Consider the following 18,066-nt stretch of genomic DNA (forward strand, 5'->3'; position numbering starts at 1 on the left):
ATTATCATAAGAGAGTATTAAAAGAGATAAAGGGGTTACTATTACATGAATGAACATGAACAATTCGCAAACATTAATAATCCGGATAGTCTGAGCACAAGCCCTTCCAGTGAAGAACTGTGGAACGAGGATACCTATTCAGCCTGGACCGCCCGCTTTGGCAATCCTGCAGATGCAGCGGCGAAGCTCAAAAAAGATCCTGCTGCCAGACTCTACCCCTTGCTAGGCTACCTCGGTGAAGTTCGGGGCAAGAAAGTGTTAAATCTTATGGGTTCTAACGGCATGAAAGCCGTAGCACTCGGGCTCCTGGGAGCAAAGGTGAGCGTGGCGGATTTCTCGGAAGCCAATGCCCGCTATGCTGCCGAACTGGCCGAAGCTGCGGGAATTCAGCTTTCTTACATTGTATCGGATGTGCTGAAGCTGCCGGAAGAACTATTGGATAGTTCATATGACATCGTCTTTGCTGAAATGGGGATTGTCCATTACTTTACGGATTTGGCTCCGTTTATGGCTACGGTATACCGGCTGCTGACACCCGGTGGCCGGTTCGTGCTCCGTGATTTTCATCCCATTACGACGAAGCTGATCTCCTCGAAGGGCTCAACCGCCAAGGTTCGTAAGCATAAGGTGAGCGGGGATTATTTTGACACCACATTGGAAGAAAAGAAAGTCTCCTACTCCAAGTATCTGCCTTCATCCGGAGTGCCGCTAGGAGAAGAGAAACATAGTGTCGTATACTGGCGGCGCTGGACACTGGGTGAAATAGTGACAGCAGCAGCCAGAAGCGGACTGATAATCCGGGAATTAGCTGAAGAGCCTAATTTATCTTCTGAAGTCTTTGATGCAGGAATTCCCAAGACCTTCGCCCTGGTGGCGGAAAAAATGTAGTATCTCCATCAAACGAACCGGTATAGCCCTTGACGCTGTAAGCAGTGTCGTCAAAGGGCTGTACTTTTTTTGAATTATTCTTCTCCTTTAACACCTGCTGCCAAATCTGCAAATGCAAGCTGCAAGGGGGTTAGAGTATAATCTCTTCGCCATGCCAGCGCAAATTCCCCATGTTCGGGCTGTATACCTGGCAGAGGTATGCAGCGTAAGCTCCCGGCAGCGAGTTCAGCCGCAATCATATTCTTGGAACAAAGCCCGACGCCGCCCCCGCTACGAATGATTCCCTTCATTGCTTCAGGTGAATTCAGTACTACATGTCCCCATACCTTTACTGTGTTCAGCTCTGCCCATTGGTCTGTAATGCCTTGTAGGAAAGAACCTGCCTCATATTGAATCCATGGCTCCAGAACAACCTGTTCAGGTGATATATTCTTGATGTCTGTAAAAGGATGACCTGGCGCAAAAACCAAAACAGCTTCATTACGGGCAACTGTTCGAGTTGTAAAGGAATTGTCCTGCCCGCCATAATTATGCAGAACAGCTAACTGGATTTCTCTACCCCGCAGACGCTCGCGGAGAACAGCATCCGGTTGCACGGATAACGAAATATCCATTCCAGAATGCTGGCGGATGAATTGCGAAACCAAATTTGGCAGAAGATAAGTACCAGGAACATAACTTGCTTCAAGTTCCAGATGACCGGAAGAGAGTGAGGAGTATTGTTTGATACTTCGTTCAGCTTCAGCCGTGAGTGCTACAATCCGGGAGGCATACTGATACAGCGTCCGTCCGGCATCGGTAAGGAGCACCCGTCCACTGCGATATTGAAAAAGAGGGGTCCCCAGCTCGCTTTCCAGGCTTTTCATATGAAACGAAACGGTGGGCTGTTTTAAGCCCATTTCAGCTGCCACATCGGTTACTTTTTTGTATTTCTCAATCAGGACTACAATTTGTAGCTTAACAATATTCATTATGTACCTCCGCAAAAATAGGGATTCATTAATTAACTTTACTCATTGTATAGATTATATCTATATTATTATAGAAATTCTATTATGTTTTTTATCCTCCGCTTTACATACTTAATACTTTTCCCTGACGAACGGGCTCTAGAATAGGAAGAGTCAGATGTGACACGGACACAGTCTGATGCTTCCAAAAGTGAGTTTTGTATGAAGCAAATACCAATAACAGATACTCACAAAACATAGTGGATGCTGAACCTGTGAATGATAAGCAGAAGCTATACAAAACACTCAGGAGGAGACAAACAAATGCAATTCAGAAAAACGTGGGTCATGGCTTTGGCATTAACAAGTGTAGTAGCACTTTCGGCATGCGGCAACAATAACGGTGGAAACAATGCAGCAACCAATAACGGAGGGAACGCAGCTGCCACTAACGCACCTACAGAAACGAGCAGCGGCGCTGATTTAAGCGGTTCTATCCTGGCATCAGGCTCCACAGCCTTACAACCGCTGGTAGAGCAGGTAGCTGAGAAATTCATGGAGACTAACGCAGGTGTAGATATTCAAGTACAGGGTGGAGGAAGCGGGACCGGCCTTACCCAGGTAGCAGAGAAGCAAGTGGATATCGGTAACTCCGATGTATTCGCAGAAGAGAAGCTGAAGGATGCCGATGCTGAAAAAGCAAAAGCGCTCGTTGACCATCAGGTAGCGGTTGTAGCGATTGCTGCAGTTTCTCATCCGGATGCAGGTGTAGATACTTTGACCAAGCAGCAGCTTGTTGATATTTTCACAGGTAAAGTAACGAACTGGAAAGAAGTTGGCGGTGCGGATCAGAAAATCCAGATCATTAACCGTCCAAGCAGCTCCGGTACACGTGCTACTTTTGAAAACTTCGCACTAGGAACCAAAACAGAAGATCTTCAAGGTTCGATCCAGGAAGATTCTTCCGGTACCGTTAAGAAGATTATCGGCGAAACACCAGGAGCGATTGGTTACCTGGCATTGTCTTACCTCGATGATTCAGTGAAGACGCTGAAGTATGATGGAGTTGAGCCATCCGTTGATAACGTGGTTGCAGGTAAATATCCAGTATGGGCTTACGAGCATATGTACACTAACGGCGAACCTAATGCAACGGTAAAAGCCTTCCTCGACTACATCATGACTGACGAAGTTCAGACCGGCGATGTAGTAGAACTGGGATACATTCCAGCTTCGCAAATGCAGGTTTCCCGTGATGTAGCAGGTAAAGTAACTACTAAGTAATTCACAACCACACAATCAAGTGAATCATCCATTAGAACTTCAAGTGATTAGAGGCGGATTTCTTCTGCCTCTCTTTTCACTTTAGAAAGAGGGAGCATCTTGAGGGCAAAACCGAAGAAAGCAAAGATTGAAAAACATCATATAGAAGATTTTATTGGAAAGGCTTATATGTCCTTTTGCGTACTGCTATTGATAGTCATCATAATATCGATGGTATATTTTGTGGCGTCCAAGGGTATATCCACCTTCACCAGTGGAGATGTAAAAGTATCTGAATTTCTGTTCGGGACCAAATGGTCACCTGAGGCAGACACGCCTTCATATGGAGCTTTTCCATTTATCGCCGGTTCCTTTCTGGTTACGCTGATTGCTGCACTGATTGCAAGCCCGCTCAGTATCTGTGCTGCACTGTTCATGACTGAGATTGTTCCGGGATGGGGCAAAAAACTGCTGCAGCCGGTAATTGAGCTGTTGTCCGGAATTCCATCTGTCGTGTACGGCTTTGTCGGACTGAGTGTCATCGTTCCTTTTCTGCGTAATACGTTCCCTGGTCAGGGCATCGGGGTTGCTGCAGGCGCGCTTGTCCTGTCGGTCATGATCCTGCCGACCATTACAAGCGTGGCTGCAGACGCGCTGGCTTCATTGCCGCAAAATCTGAAAGAATCCTCTTTTGCGCTCGGTGCCACGCGGTGGCAGACCATTGCCCGTGTGATTCTCCCCACTACGTTCCCTGCGATTATGACAGGGGTGGTGCTCGGTATGGCTCGTGCATTCGGGGAAGCGCTGGCCGTGCAAATGGTTATCGGGAATGCTCCTTTCGTGCCGCGGTCGCTCTTTGAATCCGCTTCGACCCTAACTAGTGTTATCACACTTAGCATGGGCAACACGACGATGGGTTCCCCGCAAAATAACGCGCTGTGGAGTATGGCGCTGGTTCTTATGCTGATGACATTTGTCTTTGTCCTCCTCGTAAGAATGCTCGAAAGGAGAAATAAAATTTGAAGCCGAGAACTGCAGACAAAATTGCCACAGCGCTGATCGTATTTTTCGCATTACTTATTGTAGCCATCCTGATAGGACTATTGGGATACATTCTGATTCGCGGCCTTAACCACATCAGCTGGGATTTCCTGACCTCTGCTCCGCAGAAGATCCGCGCAGGCGGAGGGGTTGGACCACAACTCTTCAACTCTATCTACCTGCTGGTCTTGACCCTAATCATTACTGTACCGCTAGGCCTTGGTGCTGGAATCTTCATGGCGGAATATGCCCGCCCAGGCAAGCTGACTAACTTTATCCGTCTGATTGTGGAGGTATTGTCTTCTTTTCCTTCGATCGTTGTCGGATTGTTCGGTCTGCTACTGATCGTGAACACCTTTAATCTAGGGTTCTCCCTGGTCTCCGGTGCACTGGCCCTTACGTTCTTCAATCTGCCGCTGATGGTGCGGATTACTGAACAGGCCTTCCGCACAGTGCCTAAGCAGCAGAAGGAGGCAGGCTTTGCCCTGGGGCTGTCCAAATGGAAAATTGTCACTACTGTGCTGCTCCCAGTCGCATTGCCGACCATAATCACAGGAACGATTCTGTCAGCGGGACGTGTGTTTGGGGAAGCGGCTGCGCTGATGTTCACGGCAGGCATGAGCAGTCCCCGCCTGGATTTCTCTAACTGGAATCCGGCTAGCCCGACTTCGCCGCTCAATCCGTTCCGGCCGGCAGAGACGCTGGCAGTGCATATCTGGAAGGTCAACAGTGAAGGCTTGGCCCCGGATGCCATTCAGATCGCTGCTGGAGCTTCGGCAGTGCTTGTGATTACGGTACTCATCTTTAATCTGGCTGCGCGTTACTTTGGCCGTCTGATCTACCGCAAGCTTACTGCTTCTAAAAGAATGAGCTAACTGCAAGTATACGATGGATTAATAGGAGGAATATGAGATGGGTATTGCGGAACCAGTAGTGCGTGAATCGTTCCAAACCGAGGATTTGAGCATATTTTACGGCACATATGAAGCAGTGAAAGGGATAAGCCTCCCTTTTGCCCAGAATACAGTTACAGCGCTGATCGGCCCTTCGGGCTGCGGTAAATCGACATTTCTCCGTTCACTCAACCGGATGAACGATGAAATCTCCGGTTCCACGACGAAGGGAAGTATCTGGATTGATGGTGTGGATATCAATGCCCCTGGTACAGATGTGATCAAGCTTCGTCAAAAAATCGGCATGGTCTGGCAAAAGCCGAATCCATTTTACAAGTCGATTTATGAAAACATCGCGTTTGGTCCAAAATATCACGGAATCAAGGGTAAAGCGGCTCTCGATGAAATTGTGGAAAGCAGTCTGCGGCGCGCTGCACTATGGGACGAAGTTAAGGACCGCCTGAAGGATTCAGCACTTGCTTTATCCGGTGGACAGCAACAGCGTCTATGTATTGCAAGAGCCTTATCGGTAAATCCGCAGATTCTTCTTCTGGATGAGCCTGCATCGGCTTTGGACCCGGTATCTACCGGTAAAGTCGAAGAGCTGATCAAGGAACTGAAAGAAGATCTGAGAATTGTTATTGTCACACACAATATGCAGCAAGCTGCGCGGATCTCGGATTATACAGCCTATTTCTATCTTGGTTCACTTGTAGAGTACGACAGAACCGAGAAGGTTTTCAGCAATCCCGACAATCAAATGACCCAGGAATATATTATGGGCCGCTTCGGCTGATTCAACGTATATGTAAAAACAGGTATAACCCTTCATGAGAAGGAGTTGTACCTGTTTTTTTGTGTATTTGAAATAAACATCAACAACATGTAAAATCTACTGAACATGATTATGAACGAATCCAATTCCGCATCTGCCAGCAGTATTATCGTAATTCATTCTGTTCACTAGATCCTGAAATGTTGAATCACATTAATCAATGGAAGGATGTATAAGTATGGACAAGAAAGCCAAAAAAGTATTGCAGACAACCTTTTGGTCTTCGGGGGGTTGGAAGAACGTTCCAGCTATTTATACTGGTGAAGACTTTGAATATGCCAGAAGCCAAGGAGTAATGTTTGATCCGTTTACAATAACACATGACGAGTGTGTGCGGCGCATTCGAGAGCTTCATGATAGCACCGTCACCAAAGAACGGGTAGCGACAGCTTTTGTACATAGTCTTTCGCAGCGGAAAGTTCATTTACGGAGTGCTTTGTCTAGTTGGGCGCTGACGTCCGGGTTGGAACAGCATTCCTATGAGCAGCACCCGTTGGAAAGAGCCAGTTATAGTTATTGTGGCGATTGTAACACGGTTAAAATTATGTCTGACAAGAATTATGTTAATGCAGACCTGAATGTGCTTAACTTTGAAAGGGTCAAATGGGGCGGAGTCCGTCTTAACCAGCTTTTGTATTGCTGGCTGGATCTTGAACTGCTGAGTAGAGAAGAAGAACTCAGTGTTAGCAGAGAAGATTTGGAAATCCTCAAACGCATGATTGAAGCCATGGAAGAGTGTGATCCTGGCGATACGGCACGCAAACTGGAGAAGCGCTGGAAAGACCTGCTCCCGTCAAGTAAATACGAACGAGATGTGATTATGGAGATTTGGGGTTTTGCGGGAATATTGGTGCCGCAGGAAGAGCCCCGGCTGGGGCGCGGTGGAAATAGTGATTTTATCTCTGTTGCCAACTGGCGGGGAGAGGATAGGATCTCCTGGGAGAAGCTGGAGTTTTATTTTGGTACCATGCTATAAATCCAAAGAGAGCAAGCTGTGTATCGTCTCGATTAAAACACTTGAAAAACTAATCACATTAGTTTATATTATAACTAATAACATTAGTTTTGGAGGGGATCTTATGAGAACGACTCAAGTAGGCCAATTGCTACAGCTGACCTGGATGCCCGGATTTTTCCCCGTTAACTGTTATCTGGTAGAGGAAGAGGATGGACTAACATTAATAGATGCAGCCTTGCCATTCAGTGTGAAGGGTATTATGGCCATAGCTACAAGTCTGAATAAACCGGTGAACCGTATTGTTCTGACACATGCCCATGGTGACCACGTCGGAGCATTGGATGAACTGAAGAAGCAGCTTCCGGCAGCGGTGGTGTATATTTCCGAAAGGGATTCTGCCTTGCTTAGAGGTGACCGGTCCTTGAGGGCTGATGAGCTGCAGACGCCAATTAAAGGCAGTGTTCCGACCAGAATCACCACCGTACCGGATATACTGCTGCAGGAGGGCGATACTGTAGGCTCGTTAACAGCCATTGCGACTCCGGGTCATACACCGGGTTCAATGTCTTTTCTGGATCAGCGTAACGGATTCCTTGTGGTTGGAGATGCTTATCAGACCTTCCGCAGAACAGCTGTGTCGGGGACGGTTGTACCGTTGTTTCCTTTCCCCGCCATGGCCACCTGGAATAGAGACAAGGCACTGGAAAGTGCGATTAAGCTATATAAGCTTTCACCCAAGCTGCTTGCAGCGGGACACGGAAATCTGCTGAAGGCACCGGGTGAACAAATGGAATTGGCCATTCAGCAAGCCGAAAGACTTCAGAAGGAGGCAGGGAACTGAAATGTCACCAAGAGCCGGATTAGATACACATACATTAATACTGGAAGCTGCAGGAATTGCCGATGAGCAAGGAATAGAAGGGGTAACCCTGGCTGCACTCGCAGCCAGGCTGGGCGTTCGTTCACCGTCGTTGTATAATCACATTAACGGGCTTCAGGGACTGCGTTCGTTGCTTGCAGTACATGGTCTTGAATTGTTATTTACAGCCATGTCTGCAGCGGTTGATGGACTCAGGGGAGATTCAGCTGTACATGCCATGGGACAGGCTTATGTAGACTTTGCCAGACAGCGTCCCGGATTGTATGAGACAACACTGCGGGCGCCGGAGGAAGGAAATCCGGAGCTGGAGAAGGCGAGCGAGCAGGTACTGTCCTTAATTATTGGAGTGTTGTCCGGCTATGAGCTGGGTACAGAAGGGGAATTGCATGCGGTCCGGGGCCTGCGCAGCTTGCTGCACGGATTCGCGGCCTTGGAGAACAAAGGAGGATTTGGCATGCCTCTGGATACTAACGTCAGCCTAAGCCTGCTGATTAGCACTTTTATTGCAGGGATCCACAGTATGAGATTAGACAAGTAGATGAGTGCTCTAGCAGCAACATTAGGAATTCCGGGAGGTAATATTGGTGAGCAGTCTAGAAGAACAAGGAACAGTCTTGACTTATGAGGAAATGAAAGAGGTTATTGCCAAGCTGGGTATCCTGCCGTTGGCATCACTCATCCCGGAACATCCATCCGTGACCGGATTAACCAAAGCTGAGAAGTGGCATACGGATACGGAGCTGGATCCCTGGTCCTGGCGTGCCCGCTTCCCTGGTGAGGGTGTGGCTGCATACGGAAAGTTCATTCGAAAAAAAGCAGTTTTAGTCACCAGTGAATGGTTCCCAGCTTACGTAGCGGCTACGGGTAGCCCGCGTTCCCTGGAGGAACGTTATGATAGCGGACTGTGCAGCAGGGAAGCATTAACTTTGCTTCAGATCATCCGTGACAATCAGGGGATTGAGACACGTGAACTCCGCACACTGGCGGAAATGAAAGCAAAGGAGAAGAAAACTGCATTTGACAATGCCGTTACAGAATTGCAAGGCACATTGGACATTGTTATTTCCGGGGTTAAGGAACGCCATAATTCGCTTGGTGAGAAAAATGGCTGGAACAGCACTTCTTTTGAAACAGTAAGCCACTGGATGACAGATAATAAGATACCCTTATTTAAAGGTACGAGGGAAGAAGCGGCAACATGGCTGCATGTGCGTATGGAAGGGAACTGGCATCCCGGCGCTATTAAATGGTTAGAAAAAGTGTTGTCCTGGTAATAGAAACGGCTGACACTTTCCATAAGCGGAAGGTGTCAGCCGTAAGCGCTTTCTATCAATCGTATATAATAAATCAGCCTCTTACAGCATAGGGGCAAGGTAAGCAATCAGGAAATACAGAAACCCAAACAATAGCATAACATAAGCTGTGTACTTGATGGCATTGGAAGCTACGATGCTCGGGTCGACGGGGGCCTTGACATCCGTGCGATCCACTTCAATGGTTTCCAGGTCGTGGGATAATGATTCTTTCATCGGGACAACCTCCTTGGAAATAGAATCCTTAACTGTATTGTGGCATAATTGTGAACTAAATTCAACAATTTTGTGAATAAAGTTTGAACAAAATTTCAAATTTAGACTATTCATCTCCTTAATACTAGCTGAACAGGCAAAAAAAGACCCTGAAGCTCTCTTTTTCAAGAGAAACTTCAGGGTCTTTAATAATATGAATGGATTTGTCAAGATCTGTTAGTTAACTTAAGCCCAGTTACCGTTGCGGAAGATAGGTTCGGATACTCCATCATCTGTGATCCCATCGATATTCATGTCCGCGGATCCCATCATGAAATCTACATGCGTCAGGCTCTGGTTCATCCCGTGCGCTGCTAGTTCATCTTTGGTCATCGTAGTCCCTTGCTCCAAAGTGAAGGCGTAAGCGGCTCCTATTGCCAGGTGGCAGGACGCATTTTCATCATAGAGAGTAGTGTAGTAGAGAATGCCGCTTTCCGAGATAGGCGAGTGATATGGTACCAGGGCGACTTCACCAAAAAATGCTGAACCCTCATCCATTGCGAGGAGCGAGGCGAGCGCTTCTTGACCTTCCTCGGCAGTAAAGTCTGTGACTTTGCCGTTTTCAAGGGTTAAGGTGAACCGGTCAATAATCTTGCCGCTGTAGCTCAGCGGTTTGGTGCTGCTGACCTTGCCGTTAGCCCCGGTCTTAAGCGGAGCGGTGAATACCTCTTCCGTTGGAATATTAGCCAGAAAAGGAACTCCGCGTCCGTTCACAGCCCCCGCCTGGCACCAGATATGTCCTTCAGGCAGTTCTAAAGTTAGATCAGTGCCTGGGGCGGTGTAGTGCAGCTTGCGATATCTCTTCGCATTCAGGACATCACAGCGTTGTTTCAGGCCGTCCAGATGGAGGCTCCAGGCTTCCACCGGATTCTCCTGGTCTGCTCTGACCGCTTTGAAGATCGCATCCCACAGCAGTTCAACCTGCTGTTCACGCGGAGCGTCCGGGAATACTTTGGCCGCCCAGACAGCAGAAGGGTATGCCACCAGGCTCCAGCTCACATGGTTACCCATCAGCATTTCCCGGTAAGGCACCATGGCTTGACCTGCGGTGCGCTGATTATCGGCAATTCGCACAGGATCTATTCCGTTCAGTAAATCCGGATTCGTCGAAATAATCGACAGGAAGGCCGCTCCGTTACGTGCCAGATCTTCCAGCTCATCTGCTTGCCATTTTGGCGGCTCCAGGAAGCTTTCGGAGGGAGCCAGCTCATAACGTGTCCGGGTGACAAGCTCATCCGTATAATTTACTTTGACCAGCTTTGCTCCGGCTTCGTAAGCTTGACGCACAACGAGGCGCACCAATTCAGCGGAGGCAATGTCAGCGTTGACCACCAGCGTCTGACCTGGTTGAATGTTAATTCCTATTTTTACTGTCAGCAGTGCGTAATTTTTCAGCTTTTGCTTGAAACTCAGCATAGTTACCGCTCCCCTCAATCTCTCTCTTTCGTTAGAACGCCCAGTTTCCCTTAAGGAATACAGGCTCCTTGGTACCCTCAGCGGTAATACCGTAAATGTCCATCTCTGGAGAGCCGATCATGAAATCAACATGGGTAACACTTGTATTCAAACCGCGTTCAATCAGTTCTTCCTGATTCATATCTTTGCCGCCTTCGAGACAGAAGGCATAGGCTGTGCCGATGGCCAAATGGTTAGAGGCATTCTCATCAAACAATGTATTGAAATACAGGATGTTGGATTCGGATATTGGTGATTTATGCGGGACAAGAGCAACTTCACCTAGATATTTCGCGCCTTCATCCAGACTGATGAGATATTCCAGTGCTTCCTGGCCTTGTTCAGCCTTAACGCTTACGATCCGGCCTTGTTCAAAAGTTATAGAGAAGCCATCGATGATGTTCCCGCCGTAGCTAAGCGGTTTGGTACTTCTGACGGTTCCGTTAACACCGGTTTTGAGCGGGGCTGTGAATACTTCTTCCGTTGGCATATTGGCAACAAAAGAATGACCTTTGGCATTGATGCTGTCTCCTTGAGCCCAAAGATGGCCTTCAGGCAGCTCGATGCTAAGGTCTGTGCCGGGTGCTATGTAATGCAGGCTTTTGTATTTCTTGGCATTCAGGACATTGGCTTTTTGTTCAAGTGTATCCAAGTGCTCCTGCCAGGCAGCTACAGGATCTTCACGATCCAGTCGAACGGTGTGGAAAATTGCATCCCAAAGCTTGCTGATGCGTTCTTCTGCGGGAACCTCCGGGAATACTTTATCTGCCCATGGCTGTGAAGGAATGGCAACAATACTCCAGCTGACTTTATCGGACATTTGCATTTCACGATATTTGGTCAGCGCAGCTCCACGGGTCTTCTGGAAGTTCGCGATACGCTCAGGATCGATGCCTTTGAGTGCGTCTGGATCCTCTGCGATGACATGAAGAAAGGCCGCGCCATTCTCAGCGAATTCGGTCATTTCTCCGGCAAACCAGGTAGGAGCCTTCGTGAACACTTCCGGCGCTGCATGCTCGAACTGCTGGCGGGTAATGAATTCGTCACTCCAGTTGACTTTTACCTGGCTTGCTCCGATGGCATATGCTTTGGCTGTAATCATACGGACGAATTCTGCAGCCGAGATAGGCGCACTCACGACCAGGATTTGTCCAGGTTGAACATTCACACCAATTTGAACCGCCAAATCCGCATATTTATTAAGCTGAGTTTCCAGTTGGCCCATTGCTAATTTCCTCCAATTTCGATTGTATTTAGTCTTTAGTATTAAATTATTAACCGCCGGATGAAAAAAGTCAATCGGCTTACATTAGGTAGGGAAAAGCTCTCATCTCATGATATACTAAGGGAAAGTTAGGTTATGATGAAGGGAAGAAAAGAACATGAATGTGGAAATTATAAAAGCAGAAATGAAACGCGAGGAAGACCGAAGTTTCGTAGGCAGAACGGTCTTCACACTTGAGAATCACAGTTCCCCATATGAGATCACATTTTTCAGCAAACGCGGTACGGAATGGGATTACAGTCTGAGCTTTGCCGGTGAGCCTGGAAGTGAAGAACAATTCCTGGAAACCGATGCCCTGCTTGAAAGTGATGACGATGTCTATAATCTGCTGCTGGATGCAGCACTGGATACCCAGGAGCTTCCGGAAGAGGCAGAAGAAGAGTAAAAGAAAAATGCGACCTTTCAAGGCATGAGCTTGCCGGGAAAGGTCGCATTTTTCTGTAGATATAGGGTTATAGCCGTGCCGCTTGTATCAGCCTAATGTAATATTACCTTCGGGATAGCGGTATAGGTCTTTACTTCCCTTTGGTTTGAGCGCATAAGCCAACGTCAGCGGGCCTGTCCGGCCGACGAACATCAGGATAATTACTGCCAGCTTGCCAATTGTTGTGAGCTCAGGTGTGAGTCCCATGGTAATGCCAGAAGTTCCAAAAGCGGAGACAGCTTCAAACAGTACCGTCAAGAAATCAGCACTCTCGGTAACCGACAGGAGCATCGTAGCGGATACAACGAGTATAAGCGAGAGTAGGGACATGGTAATGGCCCGATATACATTCTCTTTGGAGATTCGAAGGCGGAACATGACAATTTCATCCTTACCCCGGATCTTGGCGTAAGCTGTACTGACGAGTAGGGCGAAGGTAGTGATTTTGATCCCCCCGCCGGTAGAGCCTGGGGCCGCACCAATGAACATCAGAAGGATCATAAGGAACTGGGTAGATTCAAGCAATAACGGAATCTCGATGGTTGTGACACCGCCTGAACGAGGTGTGATCGCCTGAAGGAAGGACGCCATAATTTTTCCTCCGGGATGCAGAGGCTTTAAGGTGTTGTTCAGCTCCAGCCAGAAAAAGACCATAGCTCCGCCCAGAATTAAAATGACGGAAGTTGAAAGGACGACTTTGGAGTGAAGGGTCAATCGTCTACGATGGGGATAATCAACTACATCAGACAGGACAATAAAGCCAACTCCGCCCAAGAATATCAACACCATAGAGGTCATGTTTACAATCGGGTCTTCGGCATAACGTGTTAATCCACTGAATGGCCCGTGAATATCGCCAAAAAGATCAAAACCTGCATTGTTGAAGATAGATATGCTGTGGAATATCCCATAATAAATTGCTTTACCGAAATTCATGTCCGAATTAAATCTGATGGTAAAAAGGATGGCTCCACAAAGTTGGATGATAAGCGAATATAGCAGTACTCTCTGGATCAGACGCACAATACCCTGGATTGAATTCTGGTTCATGGATTCCTGCAGCAGCAGCCGTTCTTTCAATGAAATCCGCTTGTTGAGCACAAGAGTTATAAGTGTAGCCATGGTAACAAAACCCAGTCCGCCACATTGAAATAATACCAGAAGCACGATTTGTCCGAATACGGTAAGCTCTGTTCCTGTGTCGATAACAGCAAGGCCTGTAACACAGGTTGCTGAGGTCGTCATAAACAATGCATCAATTAAGGAAATTCTCTCCCCGGTGGAAGCCGCCGGGAGACATAGAAATATCGTCCCGATTGAGATCAGCAGCATGAATCCAAGAGATAATATTTTGGGTGGTGTCAGTTTTTGATGTCTGAAAGTTTTCATATCCTGTGCTCATTCTCCTGACGTCTGAGTAAAAGTTGACAAGATTATACCATATCTTCATTTCAATCCTCAAAAAGGGGAGGGATATGACAGAATTTATCGAAATGGTTAAGTAGTCCAAATATATAAGAAGTTTTATAGAGGAGGCATACTGGCTGTGACAAGTCCGATTCTGAATCAGATTGGCGCTGTTTTCATTCCTGTTAGTGATATTGAAAGGTCGAAGAACTGGTATTGCAGTTTATTGGGGCTTCCACTAGATGGTGAAGTGCTGTTCGGTCATTTGTATGTGATTCCAATGCAGGGGCCCGGTATTGTGCTGGACAGCAGAATCTTCACAACAGAAGCCGTACTGAAGGTTCCTACATTCCACCTGAACACAGAGGATATAGATGCAGCCTATGATTATGTCAAGGAATCCGGAGCAGAGCTGTTGACCGACATTGAGCATGACCACTGGTTTAGTTTCAAAGATCCTGATGGGAATATGCTAATGATATGCCGATGTTAAGGGAAGATGCAGATTAGTTAACTATATTAAATAACGCAGATAATTAATATCATTAAGTATCGTTAAGCCTAAAAGATGCCAATCGATTCTTTTGGCTATTACTGCACGAACAAAGGCGCTCCAAGTTGGAGCGCCTTTTGCAATGTTTAATGTAATTAATTATTCCGGCTGTACGTCCTGATATTCAGATCCGGTCTGTCCGATTTCAATCTCAACCTTGCGTATCCGGTGACGGTTCATTTCGAGAACGGTTAGTTTTACATGTTCATGAGTCACGCTTTTACCAACAGCAGGTTCCTCCAGATGGCTGTATAGCCATCCTCCGATAGTAGTGACCTCATCGTCATGCAGATCCAGACCAGTCAGTTCCTTAATTTCCTGGACAGAGACGTTACCGTCAAACAGGTAGTGGGATTCACTGAGCTTCTCGATATTGCGGCGTTCGTCAGCGTCGAATTCATCACGGATCTCACCGACAATCTCTTCGAGAATATCCTCAATCGTAATCAGACCGGAGGTACCACCGTATTCATCAAGCAGCAGGGCGATATGCACACGCTCTTTTTGCATGCGGGTCAGCAGTGTTTTCACTGGAGTAACTTCAGATACGGTGAGCAGCGGCAGAATCAGGCTTTTGAAATCGAATTCCGGATTGTTATCGTATTGTAAGTAAAGCTGTTTCGTATTGATCATCCCGATGATGTTGTCTTTACTACCGTCAGCCACGGGAAATCGGGTGTATTGCTCCTTACGGATGATTTCCAAATTCTCTTTCAGGGAATGGTTGGTGAACAGGCAAACCATGTCTGTCCGAGGTACCATGATCTCTTTGGCCAGCATTTCGTCGAAGGTGAAGATACGGTTTACATAGCCATATTCAGCTTTGTTGATTTTACCGCTCTCATAACTTTCTGAGAGAATCAGACGAATCTCATCTTCGCTATGCGCATCTCCATGCTCGCTTGCCGGCTTCATCCCGAACATGCGGACAAGCAGGTTGGCAGAACCATTCATCAGCCAAATCAGAGGGTACAATATTTTGTAGAACCAAATAATCAGCGGTGAGGTAATCTGACCGATTTTCTCCGGAATATTGATAGCGGCTGTCTTCGGAGCAAGCTCACCGACTACGACATGCAGGAATGTGGCAATAATGAATGCCAATGCAAAAGCAATGGGCTCACTCACACTGTGGCTGATATGGCCAAGGTCGAACAATGGAAGCAAAAGCTGCTCAAATGCAGGCTCTGCCAAAGCCCCGATCCCCAGTGCTGTAATCGTGATGCCCAGCTGGCAAGCAGACAAATATCCGTCCAGATTAGCTGCAACCCTTTGAACCGCCAAGGCATTCTTCTTGCCCTCCAGCACCATCTGGCTAATCTGACTGCCTCTCAGCCGTACCAATGCAAACTCCGTCGCTACAAAAAATGCGGTTAAAATGATCAAAATTGCCACAAGCGTCAAACTAAGTCCTATACCCATATAATCTTTACCATCCCTCTCGTTGTTAAAATAGGTTATACTCATATTATGAGTTCATATGAACTCATTGTACGAACTTTTCAATATAAAATCAAATGGCGAAGGGGTGCCATATATGGAAGCTTTTACACTCAGCCGGATAGAAATGTCTGAATTATTGCTGTCGCTGAACGGAGCTACAGAACGTAAACCGTTACATATTTTACAGGCTGCCTGGTCAAAATTTCATCATGAAGCAGTGGAAAATGGCTCGTCGCTCCCGGCTTTTCTGTCTACAGAGATTCCTCCCATTCTACAAAAGCTGATCAAAGGCGGGAAAGTGAAGGGGTTGTCACTTGGAGAAATCGCTACACTGGGCCACTTGATTGAGTATTCTACACTTTCAGCCACTTCTATGCAGAACTGGGTGAAACGTGATTTCAAAGAATACCTGGGCTCGCCCCGGGAGGGTAAGAAATATTCCGTTAACCAGGCAGCGCTTCTATTTATGATCGATGATCTGAAGGCAGCGCTTGATTTCGAGAGTATCCGCCAGCTGTTCCGGATGCTTTTCCTGGCACCTGAACGGGACGATGACGATCTGGTTGAACCAGCACAGCTGTATCATGCCTATGCGGAGCTTTTTGAGGAGATTAAGAGTAGTCCTGTGTTGCCGGACCAGGGAATCGCTGATCTCAACGCTCAACAGACTTACTCCTCTAAGGCAGACAGGGTGCTTAAGGCCTCGCTCGAAAATATGATGCAACGGTTGAACCATTTGACCAGGTCCCAGCGGCATGCCGTACGGAATATGCTAATGATTGCCGCTATCTCCGTCCAAACCTGCTATTTCCAGGCATTGGCCAGACAATACTGCAACGCAGCGTTATTCCTTGATTTTTGAACCCGGCAAATTTAGAATGTGTAAGTGATACAAGCAATAAATACCAGGTTGATTAGTCGGACTTAGGGAAGAGGTGCATAATGTTAAATAATATGTCGCTGCTGCAAAATCCAAAGCAAAGAAAACTGCTCTTCAGTGCCGGTCTCAGCTGGATGTTTGACGCAATGGATGTGGGAATGATATCTTTTGTCGTTGCGGCGCTTGCCAAGGAATGGGGCCTCGGACCGGAAAAGATCGGATATTTGACGAGCATCAATTCTATAGGTATGGCAGTAGGCGCAGCCGCTGCAGGTATTCTTGCTGACCGTTTCGGTCGTAAGTCGGTTCTACTGTGGACCCTCCTTATTTTCTCGCTGGCCAGTGGGTTATCTGCTTTTGCCGCCGGGTATGCCATGCTGTGCGTACTGCGTTTTATCGCCGGATTTGGGCTTGGCGGAGAGCTTCCTGTCGCCTCAACACTGGTCTCCGAAAGCATGCCAGCGAAGGAAAGAGGACGGGCGGTAGTTCTGCTGGAGAGCTTCTGGGCGGTCGGGTGGATCGTCTCGGCGTTAATCGCTTATTTCGTAATTCCGGATTATGGCTGGAGAATAGCTTTTGCCATTGGTGCGGTACCGGCCCTCTATGCGCTGTACTTGCGGCGTGCGATTGATGATTCCCCCCGATTTGCGGAGATTCAGAAGAAAGCACCTGTGCCTCTACGGAGCCGGATAGCCACCGTCTGGTCCGGTGAATATCGTCGTTCAACGATCATGCTCTGGATTTTGTGGTTCACGGTTGTTTTTTCCTATTACGGCATGTTTCTGTGGCTGCCTACGGTCATGGTGATCAAAGGCTTCAGTCTTGTCAGAAGCTTTGAATATGTGCTGATTATGACGCTGGCGCAATTGCCGGGATATTTCACCGCAGCTTATTTCATTGAGAAATTCGGCCGCAAATTTGTGCTTGTGATCTATCTTCTGCTCACTGCGGTCAGTGCTGCGTGGTTCGGAAATTCTGATACCGAGGGCATGCTGATGGCTGCCGGGATCTGCCTGTCGTTCTTCAATCTGGGGGCATGGGGCGGGATGTACGCCTATACACCGGAGCTGTACCCGACAGCCATCCGCTCAACAGGTGCAGGACTTGCGACTTCCTTTGGCCGCATCGGCGGGATTATAGCACCTACGCTAGTGGGCGTTATGGTCGGTAATGGAGTAGGGATCGGTTCGATATTCCTGATCTTTTTTGGGACTATTATTATTGGTGCTTTAGCTGTACTGTTCCTGGGCAAAGAGACCAAAGGGCTAGAACTCAGTTAATCCCAAATCTTCAGTATCAGGCTTGATGTTCATCCGTTAAGAATGCTAATATTAATAGTAAGA

Annotated in this window: 19 protein-coding genes; 13 read left to right on the top strand and 6 right to left on the bottom strand. The window is 47.5% G+C overall.

The window, feature by feature from the left end:
* Nucleotides 1-45 precede the first annotated feature (45 nt).
* Nucleotides 46-888, top strand: a complete 843-nt coding sequence (locus ACAN54_RS06685) for a class I SAM-dependent methyltransferase (RefSeq protein WP_379152128.1) — start codon at nucleotides 46-48, stop codon at nucleotides 886-888.
* 74 nt (nucleotides 889-962) lie between these two features.
* On the opposite strand, the gene ACAN54_RS06690 is transcribed toward ACAN54_RS06685, so the two are convergent.
* Nucleotides 963-1,859, bottom strand: a complete 897-nt coding sequence (locus tag ACAN54_RS06690) for a LysR family transcriptional regulator (RefSeq protein ID WP_379152132.1) — start codon at nucleotides 1,857-1,859, stop codon at nucleotides 963-965.
* A gap of 303 nt (nucleotides 1,860-2,162) precedes the next feature.
* Here ACAN54_RS06690 and ACAN54_RS06695 point away from each other — a divergent pair, with 303 nt between their 5' ends.
* The 8 genes from ACAN54_RS06695 (at nucleotide 2,163) to ACAN54_RS06730 (ending at nucleotide 8,982) form a co-directional block, all read left to right on the top strand.
* On the top strand, nucleotides 2,163-3,122 hold the full coding sequence (locus tag ACAN54_RS06695) for a phosphate ABC transporter substrate-binding protein (RefSeq protein WP_379152135.1): 960 nt from the start codon (nucleotides 2,163-2,165) through the stop codon (nucleotides 3,120-3,122).
* 126 nt (nucleotides 3,123-3,248) lie between these two features.
* Nucleotides 3,249-4,124: a phosphate ABC transporter permease subunit PstC gene (gene pstC, locus ACAN54_RS06700; RefSeq protein ID WP_379154123.1), complete on the top strand. Its 876-nt coding sequence runs from the start codon at nucleotides 3,249-3,251 to the stop codon at nucleotides 4,122-4,124.
* Nucleotides 4,121-5,017 carry a phosphate ABC transporter permease PstA gene (gene pstA, locus ACAN54_RS06705; protein ID WP_379152139.1) on the top strand — a complete coding sequence of 299 codons (897 nt, stop codon included), beginning with the start codon at nucleotides 4,121-4,123 and terminating at the stop codon, nucleotides 5,015-5,017. Before pstC ends, pstA begins: the two co-directional genes overlap by 4 nt.
* A gap of 37 nt (nucleotides 5,018-5,054) precedes the next feature.
* Complete coding sequence (pstB, locus tag ACAN54_RS06710; RefSeq protein WP_379152142.1) at nucleotides 5,055-5,831, top strand: phosphate ABC transporter ATP-binding protein PstB; 777 nt, start codon at nucleotides 5,055-5,057, stop codon at nucleotides 5,829-5,831.
* 217 nt (nucleotides 5,832-6,048) lie between these two features.
* Nucleotides 6,049-6,846 (top strand): hypothetical protein, encoded by a 798-nt coding sequence (locus ACAN54_RS06715; protein WP_379152145.1) that lies wholly within the window; start codon nucleotides 6,049-6,051, stop codon nucleotides 6,844-6,846.
* A 103-nt stretch (nucleotides 6,847-6,949) separates the two neighbouring features.
* Complete coding sequence (locus ACAN54_RS06720) at nucleotides 6,950-7,669, top strand: MBL fold metallo-hydrolase (RefSeq protein ID WP_379152148.1); 720 nt, start codon at nucleotides 6,950-6,952, stop codon at nucleotides 7,667-7,669.
* A gap of 1 nt (nucleotide 7,670) precedes the next feature.
* On the top strand, nucleotides 7,671-8,246 hold the full coding sequence (locus ACAN54_RS06725; protein ID WP_379152151.1) for a TetR/AcrR family transcriptional regulator: 576 nt from the start codon (nucleotides 7,671-7,673) through the stop codon (nucleotides 8,244-8,246).
* Between the two features lie 46 nt (nucleotides 8,247-8,292).
* Nucleotides 8,293-8,982 carry an AlkZ-related protein gene (locus ACAN54_RS06730; RefSeq protein ID WP_379152154.1) on the top strand — a complete coding sequence of 230 codons (690 nt, stop codon included), beginning with the start codon at nucleotides 8,293-8,295 and terminating at the stop codon, nucleotides 8,980-8,982.
* Nucleotides 8,983-9,063: 81 nt separating this feature from the next.
* Here ACAN54_RS06730 and ACAN54_RS06735 read toward each other — a convergent pair whose 3' ends face one another.
* From ACAN54_RS06735 to ACAN54_RS06745, 3 genes are all read right to left on the bottom strand, one after another.
* The gene (locus tag ACAN54_RS06735) at nucleotides 9,064-9,237 is read right to left on the bottom strand and encodes a hypothetical protein (protein WP_379152157.1); all 174 of its coding nucleotides are present in this window, start codon (nucleotides 9,235-9,237) and stop codon (nucleotides 9,064-9,066) included.
* 225 nt (nucleotides 9,238-9,462) lie between these two features.
* Entirely contained in the window at nucleotides 9,463-10,692 is a 1,230-nt protein-coding gene (locus ACAN54_RS06740) for an aminopeptidase (protein ID WP_379152160.1), read from the bottom strand.
* A 31-nt stretch (nucleotides 10,693-10,723) separates the two neighbouring features.
* A complete protein-coding gene (locus ACAN54_RS06745) occupies nucleotides 10,724-11,956 on the bottom strand; it encodes an aminopeptidase (protein ID WP_379152163.1) in 1,233 nt (410 codons plus the stop codon).
* Between the two features lie 157 nt (nucleotides 11,957-12,113).
* On the opposite strand from ACAN54_RS06745, the gene ACAN54_RS06750 reads away from it, so the two are divergent.
* Complete coding sequence (locus ACAN54_RS06750) at nucleotides 12,114-12,401, top strand: hypothetical protein (RefSeq protein WP_379152166.1); 288 nt, start codon at nucleotides 12,114-12,116, stop codon at nucleotides 12,399-12,401.
* Between the two features lie 87 nt (nucleotides 12,402-12,488).
* Here the strand turns inward: ACAN54_RS06750 and ACAN54_RS06755 are convergent, their stop codons facing one another.
* Entirely contained in the window at nucleotides 12,489-13,829 is a 1,341-nt protein-coding gene (locus ACAN54_RS06755) for a TrkH family potassium uptake protein (protein ID WP_379152169.1), read from the bottom strand.
* A 157-nt stretch (nucleotides 13,830-13,986) separates the two neighbouring features.
* Between ACAN54_RS06755 and ACAN54_RS06760 the strand changes: the two genes are divergently transcribed.
* The gene (locus tag ACAN54_RS06760) at nucleotides 13,987-14,340 is read left to right on the top strand and encodes a VOC family protein (RefSeq protein ID WP_379152172.1); all 354 of its coding nucleotides are present in this window, start codon (nucleotides 13,987-13,989) and stop codon (nucleotides 14,338-14,340) included.
* A gap of 159 nt (nucleotides 14,341-14,499) precedes the next feature.
* Here ACAN54_RS06760 and ACAN54_RS06765 read toward each other — a convergent pair whose 3' ends face one another.
* Nucleotides 14,500-15,822 (bottom strand): hemolysin family protein, encoded by a 1,323-nt coding sequence (locus ACAN54_RS06765; RefSeq protein ID WP_379154125.1) that lies wholly within the window; start codon nucleotides 15,820-15,822, stop codon nucleotides 14,500-14,502.
* 115 nt (nucleotides 15,823-15,937) lie between these two features.
* On the opposite strand from ACAN54_RS06765, the gene ACAN54_RS06770 reads away from it, so the two are divergent.
* Nucleotides 15,938-16,705 (top strand): DUF1836 domain-containing protein, encoded by a 768-nt coding sequence (locus tag ACAN54_RS06770; protein WP_379152175.1) that lies wholly within the window; start codon nucleotides 15,938-15,940, stop codon nucleotides 16,703-16,705.
* A gap of 80 nt (nucleotides 16,706-16,785) precedes the next feature.
* Entirely contained in the window at nucleotides 16,786-18,003 is a 1,218-nt protein-coding gene (locus tag ACAN54_RS06775; protein ID WP_379152178.1) for an MFS transporter, read from the top strand.
* The last annotated feature ends 63 nt before the right edge of the window (nucleotides 18,004-18,066 follow it).

The sequence above is a fragment of the Paenibacillus diazotrophicus genome, from assembly GCF_042610465.1.

Coding starts and splice junctions, on each gene's coding strand:
- ACAN54_RS06715 (WP_379152145.1), top strand. CDS start 6,049: ATGGACAAGAAAGCCAAAAAAGTATTGCAGACAACCTTTTGGTCTTCG.
- ACAN54_RS06755 (WP_379152169.1), bottom strand. CDS start 13,829: ATGAAAACTTTCAGACATCAAAAACTGACACCACCCAAAATATTATCT.
- ACAN54_RS06725 (WP_379152151.1), top strand. CDS start 7,671: ATGTCACCAAGAGCCGGATTAGATACACATACATTAATACTGGAAGCT.
- ACAN54_RS06740 (WP_379152160.1), bottom strand. CDS start 10,692: ATGCTGAGTTTCAAGCAAAAGCTGAAAAATTACGCACTGCTGACAGTA.
- ACAN54_RS06770 (WP_379152175.1), top strand. CDS start 15,938: ATGGAAGCTTTTACACTCAGCCGGATAGAAATGTCTGAATTATTGCTG.
- pstB (WP_379152142.1), top strand. CDS start 5,055: ATGGGTATTGCGGAACCAGTAGTGCGTGAATCGTTCCAAACCGAGGAT.
- ACAN54_RS06775 (WP_379152178.1), top strand. CDS start 16,786: ATGTTAAATAATATGTCGCTGCTGCAAAATCCAAAGCAAAGAAAACTG.
- ACAN54_RS06745 (WP_379152163.1), bottom strand. CDS start 11,956: ATGGGCCAACTGGAAACTCAGCTTAATAAATATGCGGATTTGGCGGTT.
- ACAN54_RS06695 (WP_379152135.1), top strand. CDS start 2,163: ATGCAATTCAGAAAAACGTGGGTCATGGCTTTGGCATTAACAAGTGTA.
- ACAN54_RS06765 (WP_379154125.1), bottom strand. CDS start 15,822: ATGGGTATAGGACTTAGTTTGACGCTTGTGGCAATTTTGATCATTTTA.
- ACAN54_RS06685 (WP_379152128.1), top strand. CDS start 46: ATGAATGAACATGAACAATTCGCAAACATTAATAATCCGGATAGTCTG.
- ACAN54_RS06690 (WP_379152132.1), bottom strand. CDS start 1,859: ATGAATATTGTTAAGCTACAAATTGTAGTCCTGATTGAGAAATACAAA.
- ACAN54_RS06750 (WP_379152166.1), top strand. CDS start 12,114: ATGAATGTGGAAATTATAAAAGCAGAAATGAAACGCGAGGAAGACCGA.
- ACAN54_RS06735 (WP_379152157.1), bottom strand. CDS start 9,237: ATGAAAGAATCATTATCCCACGACCTGGAAACCATTGAAGTGGATCGC.
- ACAN54_RS06720 (WP_379152148.1), top strand. CDS start 6,950: ATGAGAACGACTCAAGTAGGCCAATTGCTACAGCTGACCTGGATGCCC.